Consider the following 24,339-nt stretch of genomic DNA (forward strand, 5'->3'; position numbering starts at 1 on the left):
CCTGTGTTCTCCTCATCAGTGGTGGTACTCGCCCGCGTTGACGTCCAGGCACGCGCCGGTGATCGCCCGCGCCAGCGACGAGGCGAAGAACACGACCGCGTCGGCGATCTCGTCGGGTTCGGGCAGCTTGCGCAGGTCGATGGTGCTCGCGGTCTCGGCGTAGACCTCCTCGGCGGTGATGCCGCGCTGCTCGGCCAGGTAGTTGAAGTACCACTTCAGGTTGTCGGCCCAGATATAGCCCGGCGCCACGGAATTGACGCGGATGCCCTGCGGGCCCAGCTCGGTGGCCAGGCTCTGGGCGAGTGCGAGCAGGCTCGACTTGGCCATCTTGTAGGGGCCGAAGGTGCGCCGGGAGTGGTGCAGCACGGCCGAATTGATCATCACCACCGAGCCGGTGGACGCGGCGAGGTCGGGGATGAAGGCGCGGGTCAGCCGCAGCGCCGCCAGCACGTTGGTCTCGAAGCCCGCGCGCACCTGGTCGAGGTCGACCTCGGCCAGGTCGGCCAGCGGCGGGATGGCGAACGCGTTGTTCACCACGGTGTCCACCCGGCCGAACTCCGCGCGGGTGGTCTCCACCAGGGCGCGCACCGCGTCCTCGTTCCTGATGTCGGTGGGCACCGCCAGGGCCCGCCTGCCCAGCTCGCCGATCTCCTTCGCCACCTCGGTGAGCCGCGATTCGGTCCGCGAGGCCAGCACCACGTCGGCGCCGGCCTTGGCGCTCTGCACCGCGATCGCCCGGCCCAGTCCCGGACCCACGCCGGAGACGACGACCACCTTGTCCTGCAACAACATCAGCCCAGCATCCTCTCCGCGACCGCGACCTGACGCGCGGCGATCCGCGCCTTCCACTCCTCGGGGGTGACCCGGGCGTCCTCGTAGTAGGGCAGCCGCGCGGGCAGCTCGTCCATCGGCACGATCTCCACGGTCGGGCCGTCCTCGGGTTTCAGTTCCCGGGAGAGCCGCTGCCAGCGGAACTGGAGGTAGCCGCGGGCGTGCCCGGTGCGTTCGATCCAGTTGACCAGGCCGGGGTCGCGTTCGGCGACGACCAGCCGGATCATGCCGTCCGGGTCCACCCGGGCCTGGTCGGCGTTGAGGCTGGTCTGGTGGTTGATGTAGTCCAGCGAGATGTACCACATGCTGCCCAGCTGGAAGCCCTGGTAGGGCGCGTCCGACTTCGGGACGGTGATGATCATCGCCTGGTCGTCGGTGAGGTCGTAGTGGCCGACCGAGGAGAACTGGGTGGCCAGGCCACCGGGGGTGGGGCGCGGTTCGGTCATCGTGTTCACCGGCAGGTTCAGGTAGAACCACTCGGGGAAGGCCAGGAAGGTCCGCAGCCGGGAGACCAGCATCTTGCCCGCGATCTCGTACCGCTTGGCGAGCAGATCGCGGCTGGGCGCGGGCGGCGCCACACCGATGGTGTCGACGCGCTGGATGCGCAGGCTGCCCGGCCGCTCGGACCAGTCCCCGAACACCTCGCGGACCACGAGCATGGCCGAATCCTCGGCCAGGTGCACGTAACCGCGACGGCCGGGCCCGGGCCCGAGGCGCAGTTCGTAGCTGCCGTCCGGGGCGATGTCGAGTTCGCGGTCGTCGAAGGCCGTCTCGCTGTCGGGCACGTCGACCGGGGAGTAGTTGCCGTTGAGCACCTGGAAGCTCAGATCGCGGGTGGTGCCCCGGCGCCCGGTGACGACGTATTCGGCGTCCGGGCGCAGGAACGTGTGGAAGTAGAGGGTGTCCGGATTGTCCAGACCCATCTTGGTGTATTGCGCCGTGGAGCGGGCGAAGAACGGGAAATCCCGGTCGTAGGCCCACGCGAGCTGCATGCAGGCGCGGATACTGCCCGCGAGGTAGTCGTAGCCCTCGACGAGATCCTGCTCGGTCCGGATATGCGGCGCTTCGGTGATGATCTGCTCGGCGGCGGCCATGGCGTCCGCGAACGGTTGGGTCAGCAAGAGGCTCTCTCCGGTGTTCCAGATATGTACCGCTCTGGTACATTTCGATGGAAGCAAGATTAGAACCTGTTCTAGGAGTTGTCCATGACCGCGCGCAGATCCGCACCGACCGCCCGGGTGATCCAGGTGCTGGACTTCCTCGTCGAGCAGCGCGGCAAGCGCTTCGGCCTCTCGGAGCTGGCGCGGGCGCTCGACCTGGCCAAGCCCACCTGCCTGGGCATCCTCAACGAGCTCACCGCCGCCGGCTACCTGGTGCGCGACCCGCACCTGCACACCTACGGCCTCGGCCCCGCCCTCATCGCCGCGGGCCGGGTGGCCCAGGACAGCTTCGCCATCTCCGCCATCGCCCGCGCCGAGCTGGCGAAACTCAGCGAGACCTACCGCACCACCTGCACCGCCTCGGCGGTGGTCGGCGACCGGATCTCGGTGCTGGAGAGCACCGGCCCGGGCATGGTGAAGGTGGGCGCGTCCTATCACTTCGCCCCGCCGGTGGGCCTGATGTACGTGCTCTGGGACCACGACGCGGCACTCGACGCCTGGCTCGCCCTGCCGCCTGCGGTCCCGCTGGAACAGGACGAGACACGGTTGCGCCAGGTGGTGGCCGAGTGCCGGGAGCGCGGCTACCTGGTGGAGAGCCTCACCGCGGCCGGGCGGCGGCTCTACGCGCTACTGGCCGGTGTCGCCGACCGAGACCTGCCCGCCGAGCTGCGCGAGATCGTCGGTGAACTGGTCACCAGCCTGGGCGAACGGGTCTACCTCGGCGCGGATCTTCGCCCGCGCAAGGAACATCCGGTGAGCCTGCTGGCCGCCCCGACCTACGGCGGGGACGGCAGGCAGAACATGGTGCTGACGATGTACGTGGGCGCCTCGATCACCGGCGCGGAGATCCACCGCCGCGGCAGCGCGCTGGTGGCCGCGGCCGACGCGGTGACCGCCGCCTCGGGCGGACGCAAGCCCGCGCGCACCCATTGACCTAACACAGAAACGTGTTCTAGTTTTCAAGCGTGAGCCAGTACGCGAAGTCGACGGCGAACACCTACGAGCTGCCCCATCTGGACACGCTCGAGGCCGAGTCGGCACACATATTCCGGGAAGTCGCGGCAACCTTCGAACGGCCGGTGCTGCTGTTCTCCGGCGGCAAGGATTCGGTGGTGATGCTGCACCTGGCGGCCAAGGCCTTCTGGCCGGCGCCGCTGCCGTTCCCGGTGCTGCACATCGACACCGGGCACAACTTCGACGAGGTGATCGAGTTCCGCGATCGCACCGTCGAGCGCCTGGGCCTGCGGCTGTTGGTCGGGCGGGTGCAGGACGACATCGACGCGGGCCGGGTGGTCGAGGAGACCGGGCCGCGCGCCTCCCGCAACCGGTTGCAGACCGCCACCCTGCTGCGCACGATCCGCGAGGGCGGATTCGACGCGGTGTTCGGTGGCGCGCGCCGCGACGAGGAGAAGGCCCGCGCAAAGGAGCGCGTGTTCAGCTTCCGCGACGCCTACGGCCAGTGGGAACCGCGCAACCAGCGCCCCGAACTGTGGAACCTCTACAACGGCAGGCATCGCCGCGGCGAACACATCCGGGTGTTCCCGTTGTCGAACTGGACCGAACTCGACATCTGGAGCTACATCGCCGCCGAGGGCATCGACCTGCCCCCGCTGTACTACGCGCATCGCAGGCCGGTGGTGCAGCGCGACGGAATGCTGTTGGCGCACACCAGGTTCCTGCACCTGCTCGACGGCGAGCAGCCCTACGAGGCCACCGTGCGGTTCCGCACCGTCGGTGACGCCACCTGCACCGGCTGCGTCGAGTCGGCCGCCGCCACCCCCGCGGAGGTGGTGGCCGAGGTCGCCGCCGCGCGGATCACCGAACGGGGCGCCACCCGCGCCGACGACCGCATCTCCGAGGCGGGCATGGAAGATCGCAAACGAGAAGGGTACTTCTGATGGCCGCCACCACCCTGTTGCGCCTGGCCACCGCGGGCAGCGTCGACGACGGCAAATCCACCCTCATCGGCAGGCTGCTCTACGACTCCAAGAGCCTGTTCACCGATCAGCTCGCCGCCGTGGAGCGCACCAGCCGCGACCGCGGCGACGCCTACCCCGACCTCGCGCTGCTCACCGACGGCCTGCGCGCCGAACGCGAACAGGGCATCACCATCGACGTCGCGCACCGCTACTTCGCCACGCCGCGGCGCAAATTCATCATCGCCGACACCCCCGGCCACATCCAGTACACCCGCAACATGGTCACCGGGGCCTCCACCGCCGACGTCGCGCTGATCCTGGTGGACGCCCGCAAGGGCGTGGTGGAGCAGACGCGCAGGCACGCGTTCCTGGCGAGCCTGCTCGGCATCGGGCACCTGGTGCTGTGCGTGAACAAGATGGATCTGGTCGACTGGTCCGGGCAGCGGTTCGGCGAAATCCGCGACGAATTCGCCGGTTTCGCCACCAAACTCGACGTCACCGACCTCAGCTTCATCCCGGTGTCGGCCCTGCAGGGCGACAACATCGTGCACCGCGGCGCGAACATGCCGTGGTACGAGGGCACTCCCCTGCTGCACCACCTCGAGGAGGTGCACATCGCCTCCGACCGCAACCTAATCGACGCCCGTTTCCCCGTGCAGTACGTGACCCGCAGCCACGCCAAGGACTTCCGCGGCTACGCGGGCACCGTCGCGGGCGGGGTGTTCAAGCCCGGCGACGAGGTGACGGTGCTGCCCTCGGGACTGTCCACCACGGTGGCCGCGATCTGGGGGCCGGGCGGCAAGCCGGTCACGGAGGCGTTTCCGCCGCAGGCGGTCACCGTGCAGCTGAGCGATCAGCTCGACGTCTCCCGCGGCGACCTGATCTGCCGGCCCGCCAACCGCCCGCAGGTGGGCCGCGACATCGACGCGATGGTGTGCTGGTTCGCCGAGGACACCCAGCTCACCCCCGGCGCCCGCTACACCCTCCAGCACACCACCCGCTCGGTGACCGCCGAGATCCGCCGCCTGGACTACCGGCTCGACATCAACACCCTGCACCGCGACGATTCGGCGCAGTCGTTGTCGCTCAACGAGATCGGGCGCATCCAGCTGCACACCCGCCAGCCGCTGCTGTTCGACCCCTACCGGCGCAACCGCACCACCGGCAGTTTCATCCTCGTCGACGACGCCACCGGCAACACCGTCGCCGCGGGCATGATCAGCGGCCCCACCCTGCCCACCACCCAGGTGGTGTGGCATTCCACCGCCGTCGGCAGGCAGGAGCGACCCACCCGCGGGGCCACGGTGTGGCTGACCGGCCTGTCCGGCTCCGGAAAGTCCACGGTGGCGGTGGAATTGGAGCGCAGGCTGGTCGCGGAGGGCCGTCCGGCCTTCCTCCTCGACGGCGACAACCTGCGGCACGGACTCAACGCCGATCTCGGCTTCTCCGCGGCCGACCGCGCCGAGAACGTGCGCCGGGTCGGCGAGGTCGCCCGCCTGTTCGCCGACGCGGGTGTCATCGCGGTGGTCTCCCTGATCAGCCCCTACCGCGCCGATCGCGAGCGGGCGCGCGCCGTGCACGAGGCGGCGGGCCTGCCGTTCGTCGAGGTGTTCGTGGACACGCCGCTGGAGATCTGCGAGTCGCGGGATCCGAAGGGGATGTACGCCAAGGCACGCGCCGGGGAGATCTCGGGGTTCACCGGCATCGATGATCCCTACGAGGCGCCGGAGTCCCCGGCGCTGGTGTTGCGTCCCGAGGACGGCGACCCGGCCGCGATGGCGCGGGCGATCCTGACGTTGCTGGAGGACCTGGCGTGACGGGCTGACTGCTACCGGCAGCAGTTCGGGTCGAGGACGACGCAGAGGGCGGCGAGTGCGTCGCGGTGGACGCGGTGCACGACCGTCATGCCCTGGCGTTCGGAGGTGACCAGCCCGGCTTTGCGGAGCTGACCCAGGTGGTGGCTGACCGTGGACTCGGCGAGGCCGACGGCTGCGGCCAGTTCTCCCCCGTTGCGTCCGGTGTCGGCCCCGGCCAGCAGCAGTGACACGAGCTTGACCCGGACCGGGTCGGCCAGCGCCTTCAACCGCAGCGCGACGTGCAGGGCCGCCTCGTCGTCGACCGGTCCGGCGGCGACCGGCGGGCAGCAGACCGGGGCGGTCATGTCGATGACGGGCAGTGCTTTCGGCATGACCCCATCCTACGCACTGTATTGACATATGTCGAAAAGGTGGCAGACTCATGCCTGTCCAGCTTTTCGACATATGTAAAACAGGTGGTGATTCCGATGTCCCGAGTCCAACTCGCGCTCAACGTCGACGATCTCGAGCAGGCGGTCGGCTTCTATTCGACGCTGTTCGGCGCCGAACCGGCCAAGCGCAAGCCCGGATACGCGAACTTCGCGATCGACGAGCCCCCGCTCAAACTGGTGCTCATCGAGAATCCCGGCCGGGGCGGCAGCGTGAACCACCTCGGCGTGGAGGTGGACTCCTCCGAGCAGGTGCACGCCGAGATCGCACGCCTGTCGCAGGCCGGCCTGTTCACCGAGGAGCAGATGGCCACGACGTGTTGCTTCGCCACCCAGGACAAGGTGTGGGTAACCGGTCCGGACGCGGAGCGATGGGAGGTGTACACGGTGCTGTCCGATACCGAACACTTCGGCGCCGCACCGGAATCGACCGAGCGGGATGATCGGCAGGCCGTGCGGGCGTGCTGCGGTTCCGGCGCGTCCGCCGAGGGAGACGGCGGGACCGAGCCGACCGTGTCGTGCTGCACGCCGTCCGCCGTGGGCTGACGGCCGCGACCGCCGGCGCACCCCGCGTTCCGCCGCGAGCACTCCGGCCGCTGCGGCGGCGGACCGCGCCTGCCCGCCCACGCCATGCCGATCAGGCGCGGTCCGGCACCAGTTCGGCGACGAGTTCTTCGATCCTGGCACGGATTTCGTCGCGGATGGGCCGTACCGCGTCGATCCCCTTGCCCGCCGGGTCGTCCAGTTTCCAGTCGCGGTAGGTGGTGCCGGGCAGCACCGGGCAGGCGTCGCCGCAGCCCATGGTGATGACCACATCGGCGGCGTCGACCGCCGCGTAGGTGAGCCGCTGCGGGCGGCGGCCGGCCAGGTCGAGGCCGACCTCCCGCATGGCCTCGACGGCGACCGGGTTGATGTGGTCGGCGGGATCGCTGCCGGCCGAATCCACCTCGACGGCAGCACCGGCGAGGTGGGCCAGGAATGCGGCGGCCATCTGCGAGCGTCCGGCGTTGTGGACACACACGAACAGGACGCGAGGCTTGTGGTTGCGCATCGCGGACGGGCCTTTCAGCTGGTGGGCATGTCGACGGTGGCCGGGGTCGGCCGGGATCCCCCGCCGGTGCGGAAGCGGGGGCGCAGGGCCAGCGAGACGTAGACCAGGGCGACCAGGACGGGGACTTCGATGAGGGGTCCGACGACACCGGCGAGAGCCTGGCCGGACGTGGCGCCGTAGGTGGCGACGGCGACGGCGATCGCGAGTTCGAAATTGTTGCCCGCGGCGGTGAACGCCAGCGTGGTGGTGCGCGCGTAACCGACTCCGAGCGCGGCGCCGAACAGATAGCCGCCACCCCACATGAGGGCGAAGTAGACCAGCAGCGGCAGCGCGATCCGGACCACGTCAAGCGGCTGGGCGGTGATCCGTTCGCCTTGGAGAGCGAACAGGACGACGATGGTGAACAGCAGGCCGTAGCGCGCCCACGGAGCGAGCGCGGGCAGCAGCAGGCCCTCGTACCAGTCGCGCCCCTTCGCCCGCTCCCCGAGTCGCCGGGTCAGGTAGCCCGCCGCCACCGGGACGCCGAGGAAGATCAGCACCGAGCGGGCGATCTGCCACGGCGAGGCGTCGATGGCGGCCTGCTCGAGGCCGAGCCTGCCGGGCAGGACCGACAGATAGAACCAGCCGAGCACGGCGAACATGAGCACCTGGAACACCGAGTTCAACGCGACGAGCACGGCGGCGGCCTCGCGGTCACCGCAGGCCAGATCGTTCCAGATGATCACCATCGCGATGCAGCGCGCGAGGCCGACGATGATCAACCCGGTGCGGTACTCGGGCAGGTCCGGCAGGAAGATCCAGGCCAGTGCGAACATCAGCGCGGGCCCCACGACCCAGTTCAGCAGCAGCGATCCGGCCAGCAGGCGACGATCACCGATGACGGTGTCGAGGCGGTCGTAGCGCACCTTCGCCAGCACCGGGTACATCATGATCAGCAGTCCCGCCGCGATGGGCAGCGAGATGCCGTCGATCTCGATCGCGCTCAGCACATCGCCGAGTCCCGGCACCAGCCGCCCGAGCAACAATCCCGCCGCCATGGCGGCGCCGATCCACACCGGCAGCAACCGGTCCGGTGTCGACAGCTTGCCCACCACCGCGTCCGGCGCGGTGGTCACGCGGGCACCTCGTCACCGCGGCGCGCCGGCACCGGCAGCACCTGCGACAACCGCGCGAAGGCACCGGGCACCACCCGGTAGTACACCCAGGACGCGCGCCGCTCGCTGGTCAGCAGGCCCGCCTCGCGCAGCACCTTGAGGTGGTGGGAGATGGTCGGCTGGGTCAGCTCGATCCCCGCCGAGAGATCACAGACGCACGCCTCCTGGTCCGCGCGGGAGGCGATCGAGCTGAGCAGCCGCAACCGCACCGGATCCGACAACGCCTTGAACACCACGGCCAGCTCGGCAGCGGCCTGCTCGCTCAGCGGCTCCCGCACCAGCGGAGCCGCCGGGCAGGCGTCGACGGGGGCCACCGGAAGCGACGGATTAGACATGCATCGATATTGACCGATGTCGAATCAATCGGCAAACCGGCGCGAATCCTCCGGCCCGCCGGCGACCCTTCACGGCGCCAGCACGTACTTCCCCCGGACCCCACCTTTGGCGACGGCGCGGTGCGCGGCGGCGGCCTCGCTCAGCGGGACCACGGCGTGCACGCGGGTGGGCAGGACGCCGCGCGCCGCGGCGTCGAGAAGTTCGGCGAGCCGTGCGGTGTCGGGGCGCGTCTCCACCACATCGACGGTGATGTCGCGTTCGGCGGCGGGCGCCATGCCGGGGCGCACGCCCAGATAGGTGCCGCCGTCCCGGACCAGGGCGAGGGCGGGCCCGCCCAGCGCGGCGGCGTCGGCCACGGCGTCGAAGCCCGGCGCGGGTGCGGTGGTGAACTCGGCGCCGAGGTCGCGGAGGAAGGGTTCGTCCTCGGCGCGGGCCAGGCCGGTGACCAGCCAGCCGCGGTCCCGGGCGAGCGGCACCAGATAGGCGCCGACGGTGCCCGCCGCGCCGGTGATCAGCAACCGGCCCGGCCCGTCGCCGAGCAACTCGGCCAGCTGCGACGCGGCCAGGCCGTTGATGCCGACGGTGGCGGCGGTCGGCAGGTCGAGCGCATCGGGCACGGGGGCGACGGCGGCGGCCGGGACGACGAGCTGTTCGGCGTAGGCGCCAAGGTCGCGGTCGAAGCCGGTGAGCACACCGGCGACCCTGGTGCCGACCGGCAGGTCGACACCCGCGCCGGCGGCGGCGACGGTCCCGGCGAAATCCCAGCCGATCCCGACATGATCGGGCTGGTGGATGAGGCCGAGTTGGTGGAAGAGCCCACCGACGGTGCTCAGATCCACCGGGTTGACCGTGGCGGCGGCGACGGCGACCCGCACCTCACCGGGTCCGGGTGCGGTGACGGGCAGCTCGATGAGCTCGATGGCGTCGGGTCCGCCCGGGGTGCGGACGACGGCGGCGCGGAAGGTGGGGGACATCGGGTCTCCTCTGGTGTGGAACGGCTGTCCACTCCACAATGGAGCGGTAACTCTCCCTCGGGAAGTAGGCACCTGAAAGTGCGTATGGCACCGAGGAGCACGAAAGGAGATCGGCCATGCCGACCATGACCGCCGCGCAACAGCGCGCCGAGGCACAGGCAGGGTACGACGCGTTCCTCGCGGGCTGCCCCAGCCGTCAGTTGCTCGAGCGCATCTCCGGCAAATGGGTGGCGTTGGTGCTGGCCGCCCTCGGCAGCGACGGCCCGCACCCGCCCGGCACACCGGCGGGTCGGCCGCGCGCGATGCGCTATTCCGAGTTGTCCCAGCGGCTGGCCGGCGTCAGCCAGAAGATGCTCACCCAGACGCTGCGCTCGCTCGAACGCGACGGCATGCTCACCCGCACGGTGACCCCGACCGTGCCGGTCACGGTCACCTATGAACTCACCGACCTCGGCCTGTCCCTGCACGGGGTCATGCGCGGCATCAAGCTCTGGGCCGAAGCGCACATGGACGAGGTGGTGGCGAACCGGGAGCGCTACGACGCCGAGAATCCGGATCGGTAACCCCACCCTTTTCGCGACACAGGCCGGGTAATGTATCAATCGCCGAACGGCCGACCCGGCCCCGAGAATCCACGAGAGGATGGACCCGTGCGTTCCGACCTGATCTCCCGCCGTGATCTGGAGTTCCTGCTGTACGAGTGGTTGCGGGTGGAGGAGCTGACCGGGCGGGAGCGGTTCGCCGACCATTCCCGGGAGACCTTCGACGGCTTCCTCGACCTGTGCGAGGACCTGGCCACCCGCTACTTCGCCCCGCACAACAAAGCCAACGACGCGCAGGAGCCGCGCTTCGACGGCGAGCGGGTGACGATCATCCCCGAGGTGAAGGACGCGGTGCAGGCGTTCGGCAAGGCGAACCTCGTCGGCGCCGCGATGGACGCCGAGGTCGGCGGCATGCAGTTGCCGTCGGTGGTGGAGGCGGCCGGGTTCGCCTGGTTCCAGGCCGCGAACGTGGGCACCGCGGGCTATGTGTTCCTCACCATCGGCAATGCGAATCTGCTTGCCGCGCACGGCAGCCCCGAGCAGGTGGACCGGTTCGTCAAGCCCATGGTGGAGGGCCGGTTCACCGGCACGATGTGCCTGTCGGAGCCGCAGGCGGGCTCCTCGCTGGCCGACATCGTGACCCGTGCCGAACCGCAGGAGGACGGCACCTATCGGCTGTTCGGGTCGAAGATGTGGATCTCCGGCGGCGATCACGAGCTGACCGAGAACATCGTGCACCTGGTGCTGGCCAAGATTCCGGGCGGCCCGGCGGGCACGAAGGGCATCTCGCTGTTCGTGGTGCCGAAATACCTGGTGGATGCGGACGGTTCGCTCGGTGCGCGCAACGACGTGACCCTCGCCGGACTCAATCACAAGATGGGCTACCGCGGCACCGTCAACACGGTGCTCAACTTCGGCGAGGGCAGGCACACGCCGGGCGGCGCGGCCGGGGCGGTCGGCTACCTGGTCGGCGAACCGCACCGGGGCCTGTCCTACATGTTCCACATGATGAACGAGGCCCGCCTCGGCGTCGGGCTCGGGGCGACCGCGCTGGGCTACACCGGGTACCTGAAGTCGCTGCGCTATGCCCGCGAGCGGCAGCAGGGCCGGGCGGTCACCGCCAAAGACCCGGCCACGCCGCAGATCCCGATCATCGAGCACGCCGACGTGAAGCGGATGCTGCTGGCGCAGAAGTCCTATGTGGAGGGCGCGCTGGCGCTGTTGCTCTACTGCAACCGCTTGGTGGACCTGGCCCGCACCGATCCGGCGTCGGCGCGCGAGCACACGCTGCTGCTGGAGATCCTCACCGGCGTCGCCAAGAGCTGGCCGTCGCAGTGGTGCCTGGAGGCCAACAATCTCGCCATCCAGGTGCACGGCGGCTACGGCTACACCCGTGAGTACGACGTGGAGCAGCACTACCGCGACAACCGGCTCAACCCCATCCACGAGGGCACCCACGGCATCCAGGGCATGGATCTGCTGGGCCGCAAGGTGATCCAGCACGAGGGCGCCTCGCTGCGGTTGCTCGCCCAGCGGATCGCGGCGAGCGTGGCGGCGGCCCGCGCGCTGGGCGGCGAGCCCGCCGAACTGGCCGAGGCCCTCGACGCGTCCTGGCAACGACTGGTCACCGTCACCACCGCCATGCTGTCGGCAGGCGACCCGGCGGCCACCATGGCCAACTCCACGATCTACCTGGAGGCCTTCGGGCACATCGTGCTGGCCTGGATCTGGCTCGAGCAGGCGGTCGCCGCGGCCGGGCACGACGGTGACTTCTACGCGGGCAAACGCGCCGCCGCCCGCTACTTCTTCCGTTACGAACTGCCCAGGACCGGGCCGCAGCTGGACCTGCTCGCCGGCCTCGACCGCACCACGCTGGAAATGCGCGACGCCTGGTTCTGAATTTCGCTCGGCCTGATCCGAACTCGAGACGCCCGGCCCCGGGTGGCGCAATGCCGCCGGAGCCGGGCGTTTGCGCAGGTGGATCGCCGGTGCGACCGGCGAAATCCGCGCCGCGGCCGACGGCGCGGATTTCGCGGCGGAATCAGGGCCTTCGACGCCGTCTATCGTCGCTGTTCGTGCAGGTCAGCGAGGGAGAGGCGGACGAGATGGGAGCACAGCCCGCACCGGTGCGGCGGCTGCGCGCGGATCATGCGCGCCAGGTCGCCGATCTGCTGCGCCATCAGATCCACGCCGGGGCGTTCGAGCGGGCGCTGCCGAGCGAGCAGGCGCTGGCCGCCGAATACGCCGCCTCCCGCAACACCGTGCGGGAGGCGCTGGCGCTGCTCCGAGACGAGGGCCTGATCGAGCGCGCGCCCAAGATCGGCACCCGGGTGGCGCGGCGCAAAGTCGACCACGGGCTCGACGAGCTGCTGGGCCTGCAGGAGACGCTCAAGGACCACGGCACCGTCCGCAACGAGGTCAGGGTCGCCACCCACCGCACCCCGCCGCCCGCGGTGGCGCGCAGACTCGCGCTGGCACCCGGCGAACGTGTCGTGCACGTGGAGCGCCTGCGTTACCTCGCCGACCTGCCGCTGAGCCTGGATCTGACCTACCTCTCCCCCGACATCGGCGCCGAGGTGCTCACGCACGACCTGGAGAACACCGACATCTTCGTGCTCATCGAGCAGATCGCCGGGTGCTCGCTCGGTTCGGCGGACCTGGCGCTCGAGTCGGTCGCGGCCGACCCGCACACCGCCACCACCCTCGACATCCCCGCGGGCGCGCCCCTGCTCATGCTGGAGCGGCTGACCCGCCTCGACGACGGCCGACCCGTCGACCTGGAGTACATCCGCATGCGCGGAGACCGAATCACCATGCGCGGCAGCTTGTCCCGCAGCAATCCGGAATGGAGGGTCCGCCAGTGACACTGGTGAACCAGCGCGCCGACATCCCCGTCACGATCGACGAATCGCTGTGCATCGAAGGCTGCACGCTGTGCGTGGAGATCTGCCCACTCGACTCACTGGCGATCAATCCCGACAACGGCAAGGCCTACATGCACGTCGACGAGTGTTGGTACTGCGGCCCGTGCGCGGCCCGCTGCCCCACCGGCGCCGTCACCGTCAACATGCCCTACCTGCTCCGCTGAACTGGAAGTCCCCGATGAAAGCTCGTCTCGTCCCGCTCCTGCTCGCCGCCGCGCTCGCCGCGGCGGGCTGCTCCCTGGCACCCTCCGACGACGCACCGGCGGGCACGGTGCAGGTCGTCGTCGGCTACCAGTCCAAGACCATCAACACCGTCACCGCCGGAACCTTGTTGCGCGCCAAAGGTTTCCTCGAACAACGGCTGGCCGCGATCACCGCGGCCGGTGGCGCGCGCTACCAGGTGGAGTGGCAGGACTACGACACCGGCGCACCGATCACCGCGCAGATGGTGGCGGAGAAGATCGACATCGGCTCGATGGGCGACTACCCGCTGCTCATCAACGGTTCCCGCACCCAGGCCAACGAACGCTCGGCCACCGCGCTGGTCTCGGTGACCGGCTACAACCCCAAGGGCGCGCTGAACATGGTGGTGGTGCCCACCGACTCGCCGGCCACCCGGCTGGCCGACCTGGCCGGGCAGAAGGTCTCGGCCAGTGTCGGTTCGGCCGGACACGGCACGCTCGTGCAGGCACTCTCGCGGGCGGGCATCGACCCGGCCACCGGCGTCGAAGTGGTCAACCAGCAGCCGCAGGTGGGGGCGAGCGCGCTGGAGTCGCACCAGGTGAGCGGCCTGTCGCAGTTCGTGGCCTGGCCCGGACTGCTGGTGTTCCAGAACAAGGCGAAGCTGCTCTACGACGGCGCCGAACTGAACGTGCCGACCTTCCACGGCGTGGTCGCCCGGCGGGCGTACTCGGCCGAGCATCCGGAGGTGTTGCAGGCCTTCCTCGCCGCGCAGCTGGACGCGACGCGGTTTCTCAACGAGCAGCCGTTCGAGGCGGCCCGGCTCGTCGCCGAGGGTTCCGGGCTGCCGCAGGAGGTGGTGTACCTCTACAACGGTCCCGGCGGTACGAGCTTCGACCCCATCGTGAAGCCCAGCCTGATCGAGGCGCTGAAAGGCGATGTGCCGTACCTGAAGTCGATCGGCGATTTCGCCGACCTGGACATCGACCGCTTCGTCGACCCCGCCCCGCTGCGGGAGGCGTTCGCGGCGTTCGGCGACTACGACACCGCGCTGGCCGCCACCGGCAACCCGAACCGGGTCCGCGGCACCGACCCGGTGTGCGGCACCGAGGTCACCGACCCGGCCACCGCCGGCGAGGTGTGGGTGGACGGCGCGCCCGCACCGCAACCCGCCGCCGACCCCACCTGCCTGCTGCGCGCCGTCCGGGCCGCCCAGGCGAACGGTGCCGTGATCCGGGCCGCCTACGTCCCCGACGCCGAACTGGGCACCCGCTGGTTCGCCGACAAGTCGGTCTGGGTGCGCGACGGCGACCGGTACCTGCCGTTCACCACCGCGGCCGCGGCCGAGCGGTACCGGCAGGCGCATCCGGGCGCGGCGCCGGTGTCCTACGAGCAGGCGGTGCGGGAGGTGCGGCCGTGAGCACCGTCGCCCTCACCGCCGCCCCCGCCGACACCGTCGCCGAGCCGGCGCGGGACACCCCGGCGGGCGCCTCGCGGTGGCGCTCCCGGCTGATCCGGGTGGTCTCGGTGGCCGCGGCCATCGCGCTGTGGCAGCTGCTCACCGTCAACGACGTGCGCGCCGGGTTGCGGTTCGACGCGCTGCCGACGGTGACCGAGATCGTCGCCGAGTTCGGCGAGCACCTGGGCAGGCAGGAGTACTACCTCGACATCGGGCAGTCGCTGATCCGCATCGTCACCGGCTTCGGGCTGGCCGCCGTCGTCGGTGTGCTGGCCGGGATCGGCCTCGGCCGCTCCGGTCTGCTCGGCGACGTGTTCGGCCCGCTCACCGAACTGGTGCGGCCGATCCCCGCGATCGCGCTGGTGCCGGTGGCGATCCTGCTGTTCCCCAGCGACGAGTCCGGCATCGTGTTCATCACCTTCACCGCCTCGCTGTTCCCGGTGCTGGTCAGCACCCGGCACGCGGTGCGGGCGCTGCCGACCATCTGGGAGGACGCCGTGCGCACCCTCGGCGCCACCCGCACCGACGTGCTGGTGCGGGTGGTGTTCCCCGGCATCCTGCCCGGGGTGTTCAGCGGCCTGTCGGTGGGCATGGGCGTGGCCTGGATCTGCCTGATCTCGGCGGAGATGATCTCCGGCCGCCTCGGCCTCGGCTATCGCACCTGGCAGTCGTACACCATCGTCGACTATCCGGCGGTGTTCGTCGGCATGATCACCATCGGCGTGCTCGGGTTCGCCACCTCCGGCCTGGTGGAGCTGGCCGGGCGGCGCCTGACCCGCTGGCTGCCGCGGGAGGTGCGATGACGACCGCCGCGATCCGCGAGCCCGCGGGCCTCACCCTCGACGGCGTGCGGCTCGGTTACCGCGAACGGACCGTGCTGGAGCGGCTCGATCTCACCGTCGCGCCGGGCGAGATCCTGGTCGTGGTCGGCAAATCCGGCTGCGGCAAGTCCAGCCTGCTGCGCGCGCTGGCCGGGTTGCGGCCGCCGGAGGCCGGGGCGGTGCGCGCCGACGGCGAGCTCGTCACCGGGCCGTCGGCCGACCGGGCGCTGGTGTTCCAGGACGACGCGCTGCTGCCCTGGCGCACGGCGCGGCGCAACATCGAACTGGCGCTGCGGCTGCGCGGCGTCCCCCGACCCGAACGGCGCGAGCTCGCCCTGCGCAGGCTCGACGAGGTCGGCCTCACCGGCTACGCCGACTACCTGCCGCGCGACCTGTCCGGCGGCATGCGGCAGCGGGTCCAGCTGGCCCGCGCGCTGGCCGCCGCGCCGCGCGCCCTGCTGATGGACGAGCCGTTCGGCGCGCTGGACACCCAGACCAGGGCGGGCATGCAGCGACTGCTCGTCGACACCTGGCGGGCCCATCCCACCACCGTCGTCTTCGTCACCCACGACCTCGACGAGGCGCTGCGCCTCGGTGACCGGATCGCCGTGCTCGGCCGTGGCGCCACCGGCGCCGGCGTGCTGCGCGCCCTCGTCGAGGTGCCCGATCCGCGTACCCCCGGCGACCGCCCCGCGGTCCGGGCCGAGATCCTGGAGCACCTGTGAAGATCCCCGAGTTGACCGATCGCCTGCGCTTCGACTGCGACGTCCTGGTGATCGGCGGCGGCACCGCGGGCACGATGGCCGCGCTCACCGCCGCCGAGCACGGCGCGAACGTGCTGCTGCTGGAGAAGGCGCACGTGCGGCACTCCGGCGCGCTGGCGATGGGCATGGACGGGGTCAACAACGCCGTCATCCCCGGTAAGGCCAGCCCGGAGGACTACGTCGCCGAGATCACCCGCGCCAACGACGGCATCGTCGACCAGCGCACGATCTATCAGACGGCGACCCGTGGTTTCGCGATGGTGCAGCGCCTGGAACGCTACGGCGTGAAGTTCGAGAAGGACGAGTACGGCGAGTACGCGGTGCGGCGGGTGCACCGGTCCGGCTCGTACGTGCTGCCCATGCCGGAGGGCAAGGACGTCAAGAAGGCGCTCTACCGCGTGTTGCGCAAGCGGGAGAACCGCGAGCGCATCCGCATCGAGAACCGGCTGATGCCGGTGCGGGTGCTCACCGCGGGCGGGCGGGCCGTCGGGGCGGCGGCCCTGCACACGCGCACCGGCGAATTCGTCGCCGTCGCAGCCAAGGCGGTGATCCTGGCGACCGGCCCGTGCGGACGGCTCGGCCTGCCCGCCAGCGGCTACCTCTACGGCACCTACGAGAACCCCACCAACGCCGGGGACGGATACGCGATGGCGTATCACGCGGGCGCGGAACTGTCCGGGATCGAGTGCTTCCAGATCAACCCGCTCATCAAGGACTACAACGGTCCGGCGTGCGCCTATGTCGCCAACCCGTTCGGCGGCTACCAGGTCAACGCGGCGGGCGAACGGTTCGTGGACTCCGACTACTGGTCGGGCCAGATGATGGCCGAGGTCAAGCGGGAGATCGAATCGGCGAAAGGCCCGATCTATCTCAAGGTCTCCCACCTGCCCGAGGAGACCATCGGCACCCTCGAATCCATCCTGCACACCACCGAGCGCCCGACGCGCGGCACCTTCCACGCCAACCGCGGCCACGACTACCGCACCCACGACATCGAGATGCACATCTCCGAGATCGGTTTGTGCAGTGGGCATTCCGCCTCCGGGGTGTGGGTGGACGAGCACGCCCGCACCACCGTGCCCGGACTGTACGCGGCCGGTGACCTGGCCTGCGTGCCGCACAACTACATGATCGGCGCCTTCGTCTTCGGCGACCTGGCGGGCGCGCACGCCGCGGGCACGCTCGCGGAGGTGCCCGCGCCGGGGGAACTTCCGGAGGATCAGCTGGCGGCCGCGCACGAGCTGATCTACCGGCCGCTGCGGCAGCCGGACGGCCCGCCCCAGCCCCAGGTGGAATACAAGCTGCGCCGGTTCGTCAACGACTATGTGGCCCCGCCCAAGACCGCCACCAAACTGGCCCTGGCGGTGGAGACCTTCGAGCGGATGCGGGCGGAGGTGGCCGGGATCGGCGCGCGCACTCCGCACGAGTTGATGCGCGCGGCGGAGGTCTCCTTCATCCGGGACTGCGCCGAGATGGCCGCGCGCAGTTCACTGACCCGCACCGAGTCCCGGTGGGGGCTGTACCACGAGCGCGCCGACCTACCCGCCCGCGACGACGGCGCCTGGCGTTATCACCTGAACCTGCGCAAGAACGCCGCCGGGGAGATGGAGTTCCGCAAGCGGCCGGTGGCGCCCTACCTGGTGCCGGTGCCCGGGCTCGACGACATCCCGTCGGTGGGACCGGACCTGCCGGTCGAACAGCCGCGGGTGCGGGTCGGGCGGGCACCCGACCGGGACGCCACGCCCGCCGCGCCGCGCACCGACGCGCCCGCGGCACCGCCCTCACCACGGATCGTGACCCTGCTCGCGCTGGATTCGCCCACCGTCGAGGACCTTTCGCCGTATCTCGCCGACACCGACGCGGGCGTGCGGGCGGCGGCACTGTCGGTGCTCACCGAGCACACCCCGGACGGCTTCGCCGAGCCGCTGGTGCGCGCGCTCGACGATCCGGCCGCCGCCGTGCGCCGCACCGCCGCGGAGAGCCTGCGGGAACTGGTGGAGGTGCTGCCGGCGGCGACCGGGCTGGCCGAGCGGCTGGACTCCCCCGATCCGCTGGTCCGCGCGACGGTGCTGGATCTGGTGCGGGCACGGCGTGCGGGCACGGCCGCGCAGTTCACCGCCGCACTGGCCGACCCGGACCACCGGGTGCGCATCGAGGCCGTGCGCGGGCTGGTCGCCCTCGACGACGTCGAGGGCGTGTCGGCGGCGGCCACGGACGGCAACCGCGAGGTCCGCGTCGCGGTCGCCAACGGGCTGGCCGCCATCGGCGCGGGCGGGCACCCGGTGATCCGCGCGCTGACCGGCGATCGCGATCCCCTGGTGCGCGCGGCGGCGCTGGCCGCCTACGCCGCGCTCGGCGCCACCGAACCGGACCGCGCCGAACTGGCCGCGGCACTGGGTGATTCCGCGTGGCAGGTGCGGGTCGGCGCGGCCAAGGGGTTGGCCGGGGCGCCCGCCGACGCGGCGGTGCCGCTGTTGGTCGAGGCGCTGCGCGACCCGCACCTGGATGTGCGCAAGGCCGCGGTGCTCTCGCTGGCGCGCTGGCCCGAACATCCCGGCGCGCACGACGGATTGACCGGTGCGACCACCGACAGCGATGCCGACGTGCGCGCCTACGCCCGCCGCGCCGTCACCGCGTGACGACCCGGCGGCGCGGCGGTCAGGCCGCGCCGCCGGGCAACCGGGAAAGCTGTTCGCGCAGGGCCAGAGTGGCGTGTACCTGCGCCTGGCCCTGCAGCGTGCGGGCGCGCACCCACGCCTCGTCGCTGGGCAGGCTGGCCAAGTCGTCCTCGAGGAGGGGGCGCAGGATCTGCATCGCCTTGTCGAGGTAGAACTCCGCCAGCTTCGCGTGGTCGGTGAGGTTCGCGTCGTCGATCCGCATACCCGCAACGCTACGGCCCGGTGGCGTTGTGCGACAGGGGCGAAACACCGCGGGAACGTGGGCGGAATGCGCGGAAGGTCCGTCGCGACAGCGACGGATACCCCCCGTGAGCCGGCCTACACCGGCCCGGCGACATGACTCGTCTCACAGCGCGGGAACATGCGTCCGCCCGGTCCGAGTTCTAGGATTCGAAGGGAGCTCGAACTTGGGCGCAATGCCGCGCCGGCTTGCTTCGATGCCGACACACCCGATTTCGGGGGAGGGCTCATGGCTCTGGTGATCTTGTTGCTGTTGCTGTTGTTCGCTGTCACCGCGTTGGTCGTCGTCGCCGCTTACGGCACCGTCGTCGCGACCTACTGGTTCGAAATGCGCCACAACCACACCGAACCGCCGGACCTGCCGGCCATGCGCTGAACGGCTGGCGATCGCTCGGCGGGTTTGGCGCACGCGCCTCAGGCAACTCCGGTGACGAGACGGAGGTGAGGCAACGGTGGTCGACGATGTCGAGAAGCGGTGGTCGGATCCGGAGGGCTTTCGCAAGGCCGTCCGCTTCGGGCTGGGCGTGGTCGCGCTGGCCGCGCTCGTGGCGGTGATCATCGGGATCTGGGCGGCGAGCCGCGACGCCTGCGAGACCGGACCGATGCTGTGCGACACCGCGTCCCGGGTCGCCATGGTGGTCGGCCCGGCGGTGGTACTGGCGGCCGGCTGGATCGGCGCGTTCGTCATCACCTACCTGCGCTGGCGGCAGGGCCGGGTGTGGCCGATCTGGCAGGGCACCGGGTGGTTCCTGTTCTTCCTGCTGCTCGCCTACCTCACAATCGGTGGCAGCGTGTTCGCCCGGTGAGCCGGTGGTGCACGCCGCCCACACCAGGATCTCGGCCGGGGTCGGCGCGGTGACCCGGTGGGCGGCAGCCACATCTGCGCCGTCGCGGTATTCCGTGGCGTGAGCCGCGCCACCGTCGCTAACGCTGCTCGGGGCCGGGCCGATGAAGGCGATGTCGTAGCACCATGTCGTCACGTTGGTACCGAGGCAGCATCGACCTGAGCAGGGAGTTCTTCATGGCACAGCGTCCAGGATCGCGCGCGGCACGCCGCACCGCCGCCGCCACCGCCTCGTTGGCGGTGCTGTTCACCTCCGCACTCGGCGTCGCAGGCGCGCGACCGGTCGGCGCGTTCGACGTCGGCGGCGCGATCGAGGTCGAGTACGACCAGGCGGGCGGCCCGGCCGTGCTCGGCGACCCCACCGGCCCCGAACTCGACGCGGCGTCGGGGGGACGATTCCAGACCTTCGCCAACAACGCCGCCATCTACTGGCGAGGCGATGTCGGCGCGCACCAGGTCGGCGGCCCGATCCGCGACAAATGGGGCCAGCTCGGCTACGAGCGCGGCGCGCTCGGCTACCCCGTCACCCGCGAGACCGCCACCCCCGGCGACACCGGCCGCTTCAACCACTTCCAGGGCGGCAGCATCTACTGGTCGGTCGGCACCGCCGCCCACCAGGTCGGCGGCGCGATCCGCGACAAATGGGGCCGGCTCGGCTGGGAGTCCGGACCGCTCGGCTTCCCGGTCACCGACGAGTCCACCAGCGCCGACAACGGCCGCTACAACCTGTTCAACGGCGGCGCGATCTACTACTCGCCGCGCACCGGCGCGCACGCGGTGTGGGGCGTGATCCGCGATCGCTGGATCGCCGCGGGCGCGGAGAACGGCCAGTACGGCTACCCGACCAGCGACGAGTACGACTACGAGGACGGCAAGGCGCAGGACTTCGAGGGCGGTCGCATCACCTGGACGCCGTGACCTGATCACGGCGGGCCAGGGCGCGCGCGGCCAGCCTGCGCCCGAGGATGCCGTGGCGCGGGGCGAACAGGTAGACCAGCACGAACACCGCGCCCTGCACCACCACGATCATCGCGCCCGACGCGGTGTCCAGGTGGTAGCTCAGATACAGGCCGGTGACCGCGGCGGCGACGGAGACCGCGGGCGCGATGAGCAGCATCCGCTGGAAGCGGTCGGTGAGCAGATAGGCCGTCGCGCCGGGGATGATCAACATCGCCACCACCAGCACCACGCCCACCGCCTGGAGTGCCACCACGGCCGTCAGCGCGAGCAGCCCGAGCAGGCAGCTGCCGAGCACGCGCGGATTCAGGCCGATGGCGTGGGCGTGGGTGGGGTCGAAGGCGAACAGGGTGAAATCGCGGCGCAGCAGCACCAGCGCCAGCAGGGTGATCGCGGCGAGCACCACCACCTGGACCAGTTCGCCGCGGCCGACACCGAGCAGGTTGCCGAACACGATGTGATTGAGGTCGGTCTGGCTCGGCGTCACCGAGACCAGCACCAGGCCCGCGGCGAAGAACGTGGTGAACACGATGCCGATGGCCGCGTCCTCCTTGACCCGGCTGGTCTCACGCACCAGCCCGATCAGGCCGACCGCCGCGAAACCGAACACCACCGCGCCCACCGCGAACGGCAGCCCCGCGATATAGGCGAGCACCACGCCGGGCAGCACCGCGTGCGAGACCGCATCCCCCATCAGCGACCAGCCGATCAGCACCAGCCAGCACGACAGCACGGCACAGACCAGCGCCGCGGCGACCGTGGTGGTCAGCGCGCGCACCATGAACTCGTAGCGCAGCGGCTCGAGGAAGAACTCGATCGGATTCATCAACGCTTCCCGTCGTCGAAGGGGCCGGTCAGGACCGGCCGAGCACGTCAAGGCCGAAGGCGGCGGCCAGGTTCTCCGGCCGCAGCACCTCCTCCGGCGTGCCGCGCGCCAGCACGCTGCGCATCAGCAGCACGGCCTCGTCGGCCAGCTCGGGCAGGGCGTGCAGGTCGTGGGTGGACACCACGATCGCCGCGCCCTCGGCGGCCAGCTCGCGCAGCAGCGTGGTGATCGCCGCTTCCGAGCGCTTGTCCACCCCGGCGAACGGCTCGTCCAGCAGCAGCAGGGTCGCCTCCTGGGCCAGCGCCCGGGCCACGAACGCGCGCTTGCGCTGGCCGCCGGAGAGCCTGCCGATCTGCCGGTCGGCCAGCTCGGTCAGCTCGACCCGCGCGAGCGCGCGGTCCACGGCCTCCCGGTCGGCGCGGCGCGGACGGCGCGGGAAGCCCATCCGGCCGTGGCGGCCGGTGAGCACCACGTCGCGGACCGTGAGCGGGAAGCTCCAGTCCACGTCCTCGCTCTGCGGCACATAGCCGAGCAGACCGGCGCGCCGCGCCGCGCGCGGGGTGTCCCCGTAGAGGGTGACCGTGCCCGAGGTCGGCTTGACCAGTCCCACAATGGTCTTGAACAGTGTCGACTTGCCCGAGCCGTTCATGCCGACCAGGCCGCAGATCCGGCCGGGGGCCAGCGTCAGCGAGACACCGTCGAGGGCGAGCACCTCGCCGTAGCGGACCGTGACGTCGGCGACGTCCACCGCGAGTTCACCCATCACGCCCGTCCTGTCAGCGCATCGGCGATGGTCCGCGCGTCGTGCCGGATCAGTGCCAGGTAGGTGGGCACCGGCCCGTCCGGTTCGGACAGCGAGTCCACGTACAGCACGCCGCCGAAGGCGGCGCCGGTCGCCTCCACCACGCGCCGCATGGGCGCGTCGGAGACGGTGGATTCGCAGAACACCGCGGGCACGGCGCGCTCGCGGACGAAATCGATCGCGGAGGTGATCTGCTGCGGGGTGGCCTGCTGCTCGGCGTTGACCGGCCAGATGTACTTCTCGGTGAGCCCGGCGTCCCTGGCCAGGTAGGAGAACGCGCCCTCACAGGTCACCAGCGCCCGCTGCGATTCGGGCAGCGCGCTCAGCGCACCGGTCAGCTCCGCGTGCACCGCGTCCAGTTCGGCCTTGTAGCGCTCGCCGTTGGCGCGGAAGTCGGCGGCGTGGTCGGGGTCGAGTTCGGCGAAGGCGCGCACCATGTTGTCGACGTAGATCCGTACGTTCAGCGGCGACATCCAGGCGTGCGGGTTGGGCTTGCCCCGGTAGGCGTCGCCGGCGATGTCGATCGGTTCGACGCCCTCGCTGACGACGGCGTGCGGCACGTCGACCTCGGCGACGAACTGCTCGAACCACGCCTCCAGGTTCAGCCCGTTGTCCAGGATCAGGTCGGCGGTGGCCGCCTTCCTGATGTCCCCCGGGGTCGGCTCGTACCCGTGGATCTCCGCGCCCGCCTTGGTGATCGATTCGACGCGCAGGTGCTCGCCCGCCACCGTGCCCGCGATGTCGGCGAGCACGGTGAAGGTGGTCAGCACGGTCGGCCGGTCGTCGTCACCGCGCGCACCGCCGCACGCCGCCACGACCGAGACCATCAGACAGGCCGCCAGCGCGGCCGTCACCGACCGCCACGGCACGGAGAACGCACGAGACGCAACGAGCTTCATACGTCCGGATTGTAATTTTCGGACGCCCTAACTTTCAAGTTCGCGTATGTGTATCGGTCAGTTGCCCAGGGCGAGCGGTGTGCCGGAGCGACCGGAGGTGTCCTGCGAATCCCGCAACCGCAGGGCGGTCAGGGCGCTGACGACCGTCGAGTGGATGGACAGGGCGACGGTGGCCGGATCCACCGCGGCGATGCGGGCGATGGTCCGGTTCGGCGTCACCAGGCTCACCGGCACGCCGCGCTCGGCGGCGCGTCCGGCCTCCTCGGCGAGCACCACCAGCGCTCGGCAGGACAGGAAGTCGATCCTGCTCGTGTCGACGATCAGCGCGCAGGCCGACGCGGCCGCCGTGTCGACCGCCTCGCGCACGGCGCACCGCCACAGGTCGAGGGTGTAGGCGTCGGCGGCCCCGCGCGGGGACAGCACCAGAGCCGGTCCGCGGCGGCGCAGCCTGCTGAACAGCCTGCGATTCGCGGTGGTGGCACCCTCGGGGGCGGGGAGCCGGTGTGCGGCCTGGGCGAGACGAGATTCGAGTGCGGAATCCATGGCGCTCCCGATCCGATGCGAGTGCTCCGGGCACTCGGGCCGAGCGGGTCGTCCTACCGACTGAAGACGGCCCGTCGATCACCGTCCTATCACGCGCGGCGGGCCCGGCACACCGATTCGGAGCCGCCGGGGCCGCTTCGTGTCGAAACCGAAACAGGCGCGGACGCGCGCGCCGTCCAGACCCCTCGAC

General features: G+C 71.0%; 27 protein-coding genes. 15 read left to right on the forward strand and 12 right to left on the reverse strand.

Annotated features, from left to right (window positions below):
- Positions 1–15: 15 nt before the first annotated feature.
- Both AMO33_RS07985 and AMO33_RS07990 read right to left on the reverse strand, forming a co-directional pair.
- Positions 16–792 carry an SDR family oxidoreductase gene (locus tag AMO33_RS07985; RefSeq protein WP_011208990.1) on the reverse strand — a complete coding sequence of 259 codons (777 nt, stop codon included), beginning with the start codon at positions 790–792 and terminating at the stop codon, positions 16–18.
- Positions 792–1,952: a hypothetical protein gene (locus tag AMO33_RS07990; protein ID WP_060591701.1), complete on the reverse strand. Its 1,161-nt coding sequence runs from the start codon at positions 1,950–1,952 to the stop codon at positions 792–794. The genes AMO33_RS07985 and AMO33_RS07990 overlap by 1 nt, the downstream gene beginning before the upstream one ends.
- Before the next feature lie 84 nt (positions 1,953–2,036).
- Between AMO33_RS07990 and AMO33_RS07995 the strand changes: the two genes are divergently transcribed.
- Genes AMO33_RS07995 through cysC form a run of 3 tightly spaced genes read left to right on the forward strand, consistent with a single transcriptional unit; the run spans position 2,037 to position 5,727 of the window.
- Positions 2,037–2,924 (forward strand): helix-turn-helix domain-containing protein, encoded by an 888-nt coding sequence (locus tag AMO33_RS07995; protein ID WP_011208988.1) that lies wholly within the window; start codon positions 2,037–2,039, stop codon positions 2,922–2,924.
- Between the two features lie 32 nt (positions 2,925–2,956).
- On the forward strand, positions 2,957–3,889 hold the full coding sequence (gene cysD / locus AMO33_RS08000) for a sulfate adenylyltransferase subunit CysD (RefSeq protein WP_011208987.1): 933 nt from the start codon (positions 2,957–2,959) through the stop codon (positions 3,887–3,889).
- A complete protein-coding gene (gene cysC, locus AMO33_RS08005) occupies positions 3,889–5,727 on the forward strand; it encodes an adenylyl-sulfate kinase (protein WP_060591702.1) in 1,839 nt (612 codons plus the stop codon). Before cysD ends, cysC begins: the two co-directional genes overlap by 1 nt.
- Before the next feature lie 11 nt (positions 5,728–5,738).
- Here cysC and AMO33_RS08010 read toward each other — a convergent pair whose 3' ends face one another.
- Positions 5,739–6,098, reverse strand: coding sequence for an Rv2640c family ArsR-like transcriptional regulator (locus AMO33_RS08010; RefSeq protein WP_011208985.1), 360 nt, complete (start codon positions 6,096–6,098; stop codon positions 5,739–5,741).
- 96 nt (positions 6,099–6,194) lie between these two features.
- Between AMO33_RS08010 and AMO33_RS08015 the strand changes: the two genes are divergently transcribed.
- Positions 6,195–6,701: an ArsI/CadI family heavy metal resistance metalloenzyme gene (locus AMO33_RS08015; protein WP_060593371.1), complete on the forward strand. Its 507-nt coding sequence runs from the start codon at positions 6,195–6,197 to the stop codon at positions 6,699–6,701.
- Positions 6,702–6,792: 91 nt separating this feature from the next.
- Here AMO33_RS08015 and AMO33_RS08020 read toward each other — a convergent pair whose 3' ends face one another.
- The 4 genes from AMO33_RS08020 to AMO33_RS08035 all read right to left on the reverse strand — a co-directional run bounded on the left by AMO33_RS08020 (position 6,793) and on the right by AMO33_RS08035 (position 9,670).
- On the reverse strand, positions 6,793–7,206 hold the full coding sequence (locus tag AMO33_RS08020; RefSeq protein ID WP_060591703.1) for an arsenate reductase ArsC: 414 nt from the start codon (positions 7,204–7,206) through the stop codon (positions 6,793–6,795).
- A 14-nt stretch (positions 7,207–7,220) separates the two neighbouring features.
- Entirely contained in the window at positions 7,221–8,321 is a 1,101-nt protein-coding gene (arsB, locus tag AMO33_RS08025) for an ACR3 family arsenite efflux transporter (protein ID WP_060591704.1), read from the reverse strand.
- Complete coding sequence (locus tag AMO33_RS08030; protein WP_060591705.1) at positions 8,318–8,695, reverse strand: ArsR/SmtB family transcription factor; 378 nt, start codon at positions 8,693–8,695, stop codon at positions 8,318–8,320. Before AMO33_RS08030 ends, arsB begins: the two co-directional genes overlap by 4 nt.
- Before the next feature lie 69 nt (positions 8,696–8,764).
- Positions 8,765–9,670, reverse strand: coding sequence for an alcohol dehydrogenase catalytic domain-containing protein (locus AMO33_RS08035; protein WP_060591706.1), 906 nt, complete (start codon positions 9,668–9,670; stop codon positions 8,765–8,767).
- A gap of 116 nt (positions 9,671–9,786) precedes the next feature.
- On the opposite strand from AMO33_RS08035, the gene AMO33_RS08040 reads away from it, so the two are divergent.
- The 8 genes from AMO33_RS08040 to AMO33_RS08075 all read left to right on the forward strand — a co-directional run bounded on the left by AMO33_RS08040 (position 9,787) and on the right by AMO33_RS08075 (position 18,999).
- A complete protein-coding gene (locus AMO33_RS08040) occupies positions 9,787–10,233 on the forward strand; it encodes a winged helix-turn-helix transcriptional regulator (RefSeq protein WP_060591708.1) in 447 nt (148 codons plus the stop codon).
- 87 nt (positions 10,234–10,320) lie between these two features.
- Positions 10,321–12,111, forward strand: coding sequence for an acyl-CoA dehydrogenase (locus tag AMO33_RS08045; protein WP_060591710.1), 1,791 nt, complete (start codon positions 10,321–10,323; stop codon positions 12,109–12,111).
- A gap of 206 nt (positions 12,112–12,317) precedes the next feature.
- Positions 12,318–13,076, forward strand: a complete 759-nt coding sequence (locus tag AMO33_RS08050; RefSeq protein ID WP_060593372.1) for a GntR family transcriptional regulator — start codon at positions 12,318–12,320, stop codon at positions 13,074–13,076.
- A complete protein-coding gene (locus AMO33_RS08055) occupies positions 13,073–13,300 on the forward strand; it encodes a 4Fe-4S dicluster domain-containing protein (RefSeq protein ID WP_011208977.1) in 228 nt (75 codons plus the stop codon). Before AMO33_RS08050 ends, AMO33_RS08055 begins: the two co-directional genes overlap by 4 nt.
- 14 nt (positions 13,301–13,314) lie before the next feature.
- Entirely contained in the window at positions 13,315–14,736 is a 1,422-nt protein-coding gene (locus tag AMO33_RS08060; RefSeq protein WP_060591712.1) for an ABC transporter substrate-binding protein, read from the forward strand.
- Positions 14,733–15,578, forward strand: coding sequence for an ABC transporter permease (locus tag AMO33_RS08065; protein ID WP_060591715.1), 846 nt, complete (start codon positions 14,733–14,735; stop codon positions 15,576–15,578). The genes AMO33_RS08060 and AMO33_RS08065 overlap by 4 nt, the downstream gene beginning before the upstream one ends.
- Positions 15,575–16,321 carry an ABC transporter ATP-binding protein gene (locus AMO33_RS08070; RefSeq protein ID WP_011208974.1) on the forward strand — a complete coding sequence of 249 codons (747 nt, stop codon included), beginning with the start codon at positions 15,575–15,577 and terminating at the stop codon, positions 16,319–16,321. The genes AMO33_RS08065 and AMO33_RS08070 overlap by 4 nt, the downstream gene beginning before the upstream one ends.
- Positions 16,318–18,999 (forward strand): fumarate reductase/succinate dehydrogenase flavoprotein subunit, encoded by a 2,682-nt coding sequence (locus AMO33_RS08075; protein WP_060591716.1) that lies wholly within the window; start codon positions 16,318–16,320, stop codon positions 18,997–18,999. Before AMO33_RS08070 ends, AMO33_RS08075 begins: the two co-directional genes overlap by 4 nt.
- A 19-nt stretch (positions 19,000–19,018) precedes the next feature.
- Here the strand turns inward: AMO33_RS08075 and AMO33_RS08080 are convergent, their stop codons facing one another.
- Entirely contained in the window at positions 19,019–19,240 is a 222-nt protein-coding gene (locus AMO33_RS08080; RefSeq protein ID WP_041560093.1) for a hypothetical protein, read from the reverse strand.
- Between the two features lie 267 nt (positions 19,241–19,507).
- Between AMO33_RS08080 and AMO33_RS31385 the strand changes: the two genes are divergently transcribed.
- The 3 genes from AMO33_RS31385 (at position 19,508) to AMO33_RS08090 (ending at position 21,040) form a co-directional block, all read left to right on the forward strand.
- Positions 19,508–19,654, forward strand: a complete 147-nt coding sequence (locus AMO33_RS31385) for a hypothetical protein (RefSeq protein ID WP_011208971.1) — start codon at positions 19,508–19,510, stop codon at positions 19,652–19,654.
- A 76-nt stretch (positions 19,655–19,730) separates the two neighbouring features.
- Complete coding sequence (locus AMO33_RS08085; RefSeq protein WP_011208970.1) at positions 19,731–20,084, forward strand: hypothetical protein; 354 nt, start codon at positions 19,731–19,733, stop codon at positions 20,082–20,084.
- Between the two features lie 215 nt (positions 20,085–20,299).
- Positions 20,300–21,040 (forward strand): LGFP repeat-containing protein, encoded by a 741-nt coding sequence (locus AMO33_RS08090; protein WP_060591718.1) that lies wholly within the window; start codon positions 20,300–20,302, stop codon positions 21,038–21,040.
- Here the strand turns inward: AMO33_RS08090 and AMO33_RS08095 are convergent.
- From AMO33_RS08095 to AMO33_RS08110, 4 genes are read right to left on the reverse strand one after another with little or no spacing between them, the layout of a single operon-like run.
- Positions 21,024–21,905, reverse strand: a complete 882-nt coding sequence (locus AMO33_RS08095) for a metal ABC transporter permease (protein ID WP_060591721.1) — start codon at positions 21,903–21,905, stop codon at positions 21,024–21,026. The genes AMO33_RS08090 and AMO33_RS08095 overlap by 17 nt on opposite strands.
- 28 nt (positions 21,906–21,933) lie before the next feature.
- Positions 21,934–22,668 (reverse strand): metal ABC transporter ATP-binding protein, encoded by a 735-nt coding sequence (locus tag AMO33_RS08100; RefSeq protein WP_060591723.1) that lies wholly within the window; start codon positions 22,666–22,668, stop codon positions 21,934–21,936.
- Entirely contained in the window at positions 22,668–23,606 is a 939-nt protein-coding gene (locus tag AMO33_RS08105; protein WP_011208966.1) for a metal ABC transporter substrate-binding protein, read from the reverse strand. Before AMO33_RS08105 ends, AMO33_RS08100 begins: the two co-directional genes overlap by 1 nt.
- Positions 23,607–23,663: 57 nt before the next feature.
- Complete coding sequence (locus tag AMO33_RS08110; protein ID WP_060591724.1) at positions 23,664–24,149, reverse strand: STAS domain-containing protein; 486 nt, start codon at positions 24,147–24,149, stop codon at positions 23,664–23,666.
- Positions 24,150–24,339: the final 190 nt, after the last annotated feature.

It is taken from the genome of Nocardia farcinica, from assembly GCF_001182745.1.
Taxonomy (GTDB): domain Bacteria; phylum Actinomycetota; class Actinomycetes; order Mycobacteriales; family Mycobacteriaceae; genus Nocardia; species Nocardia farcinica.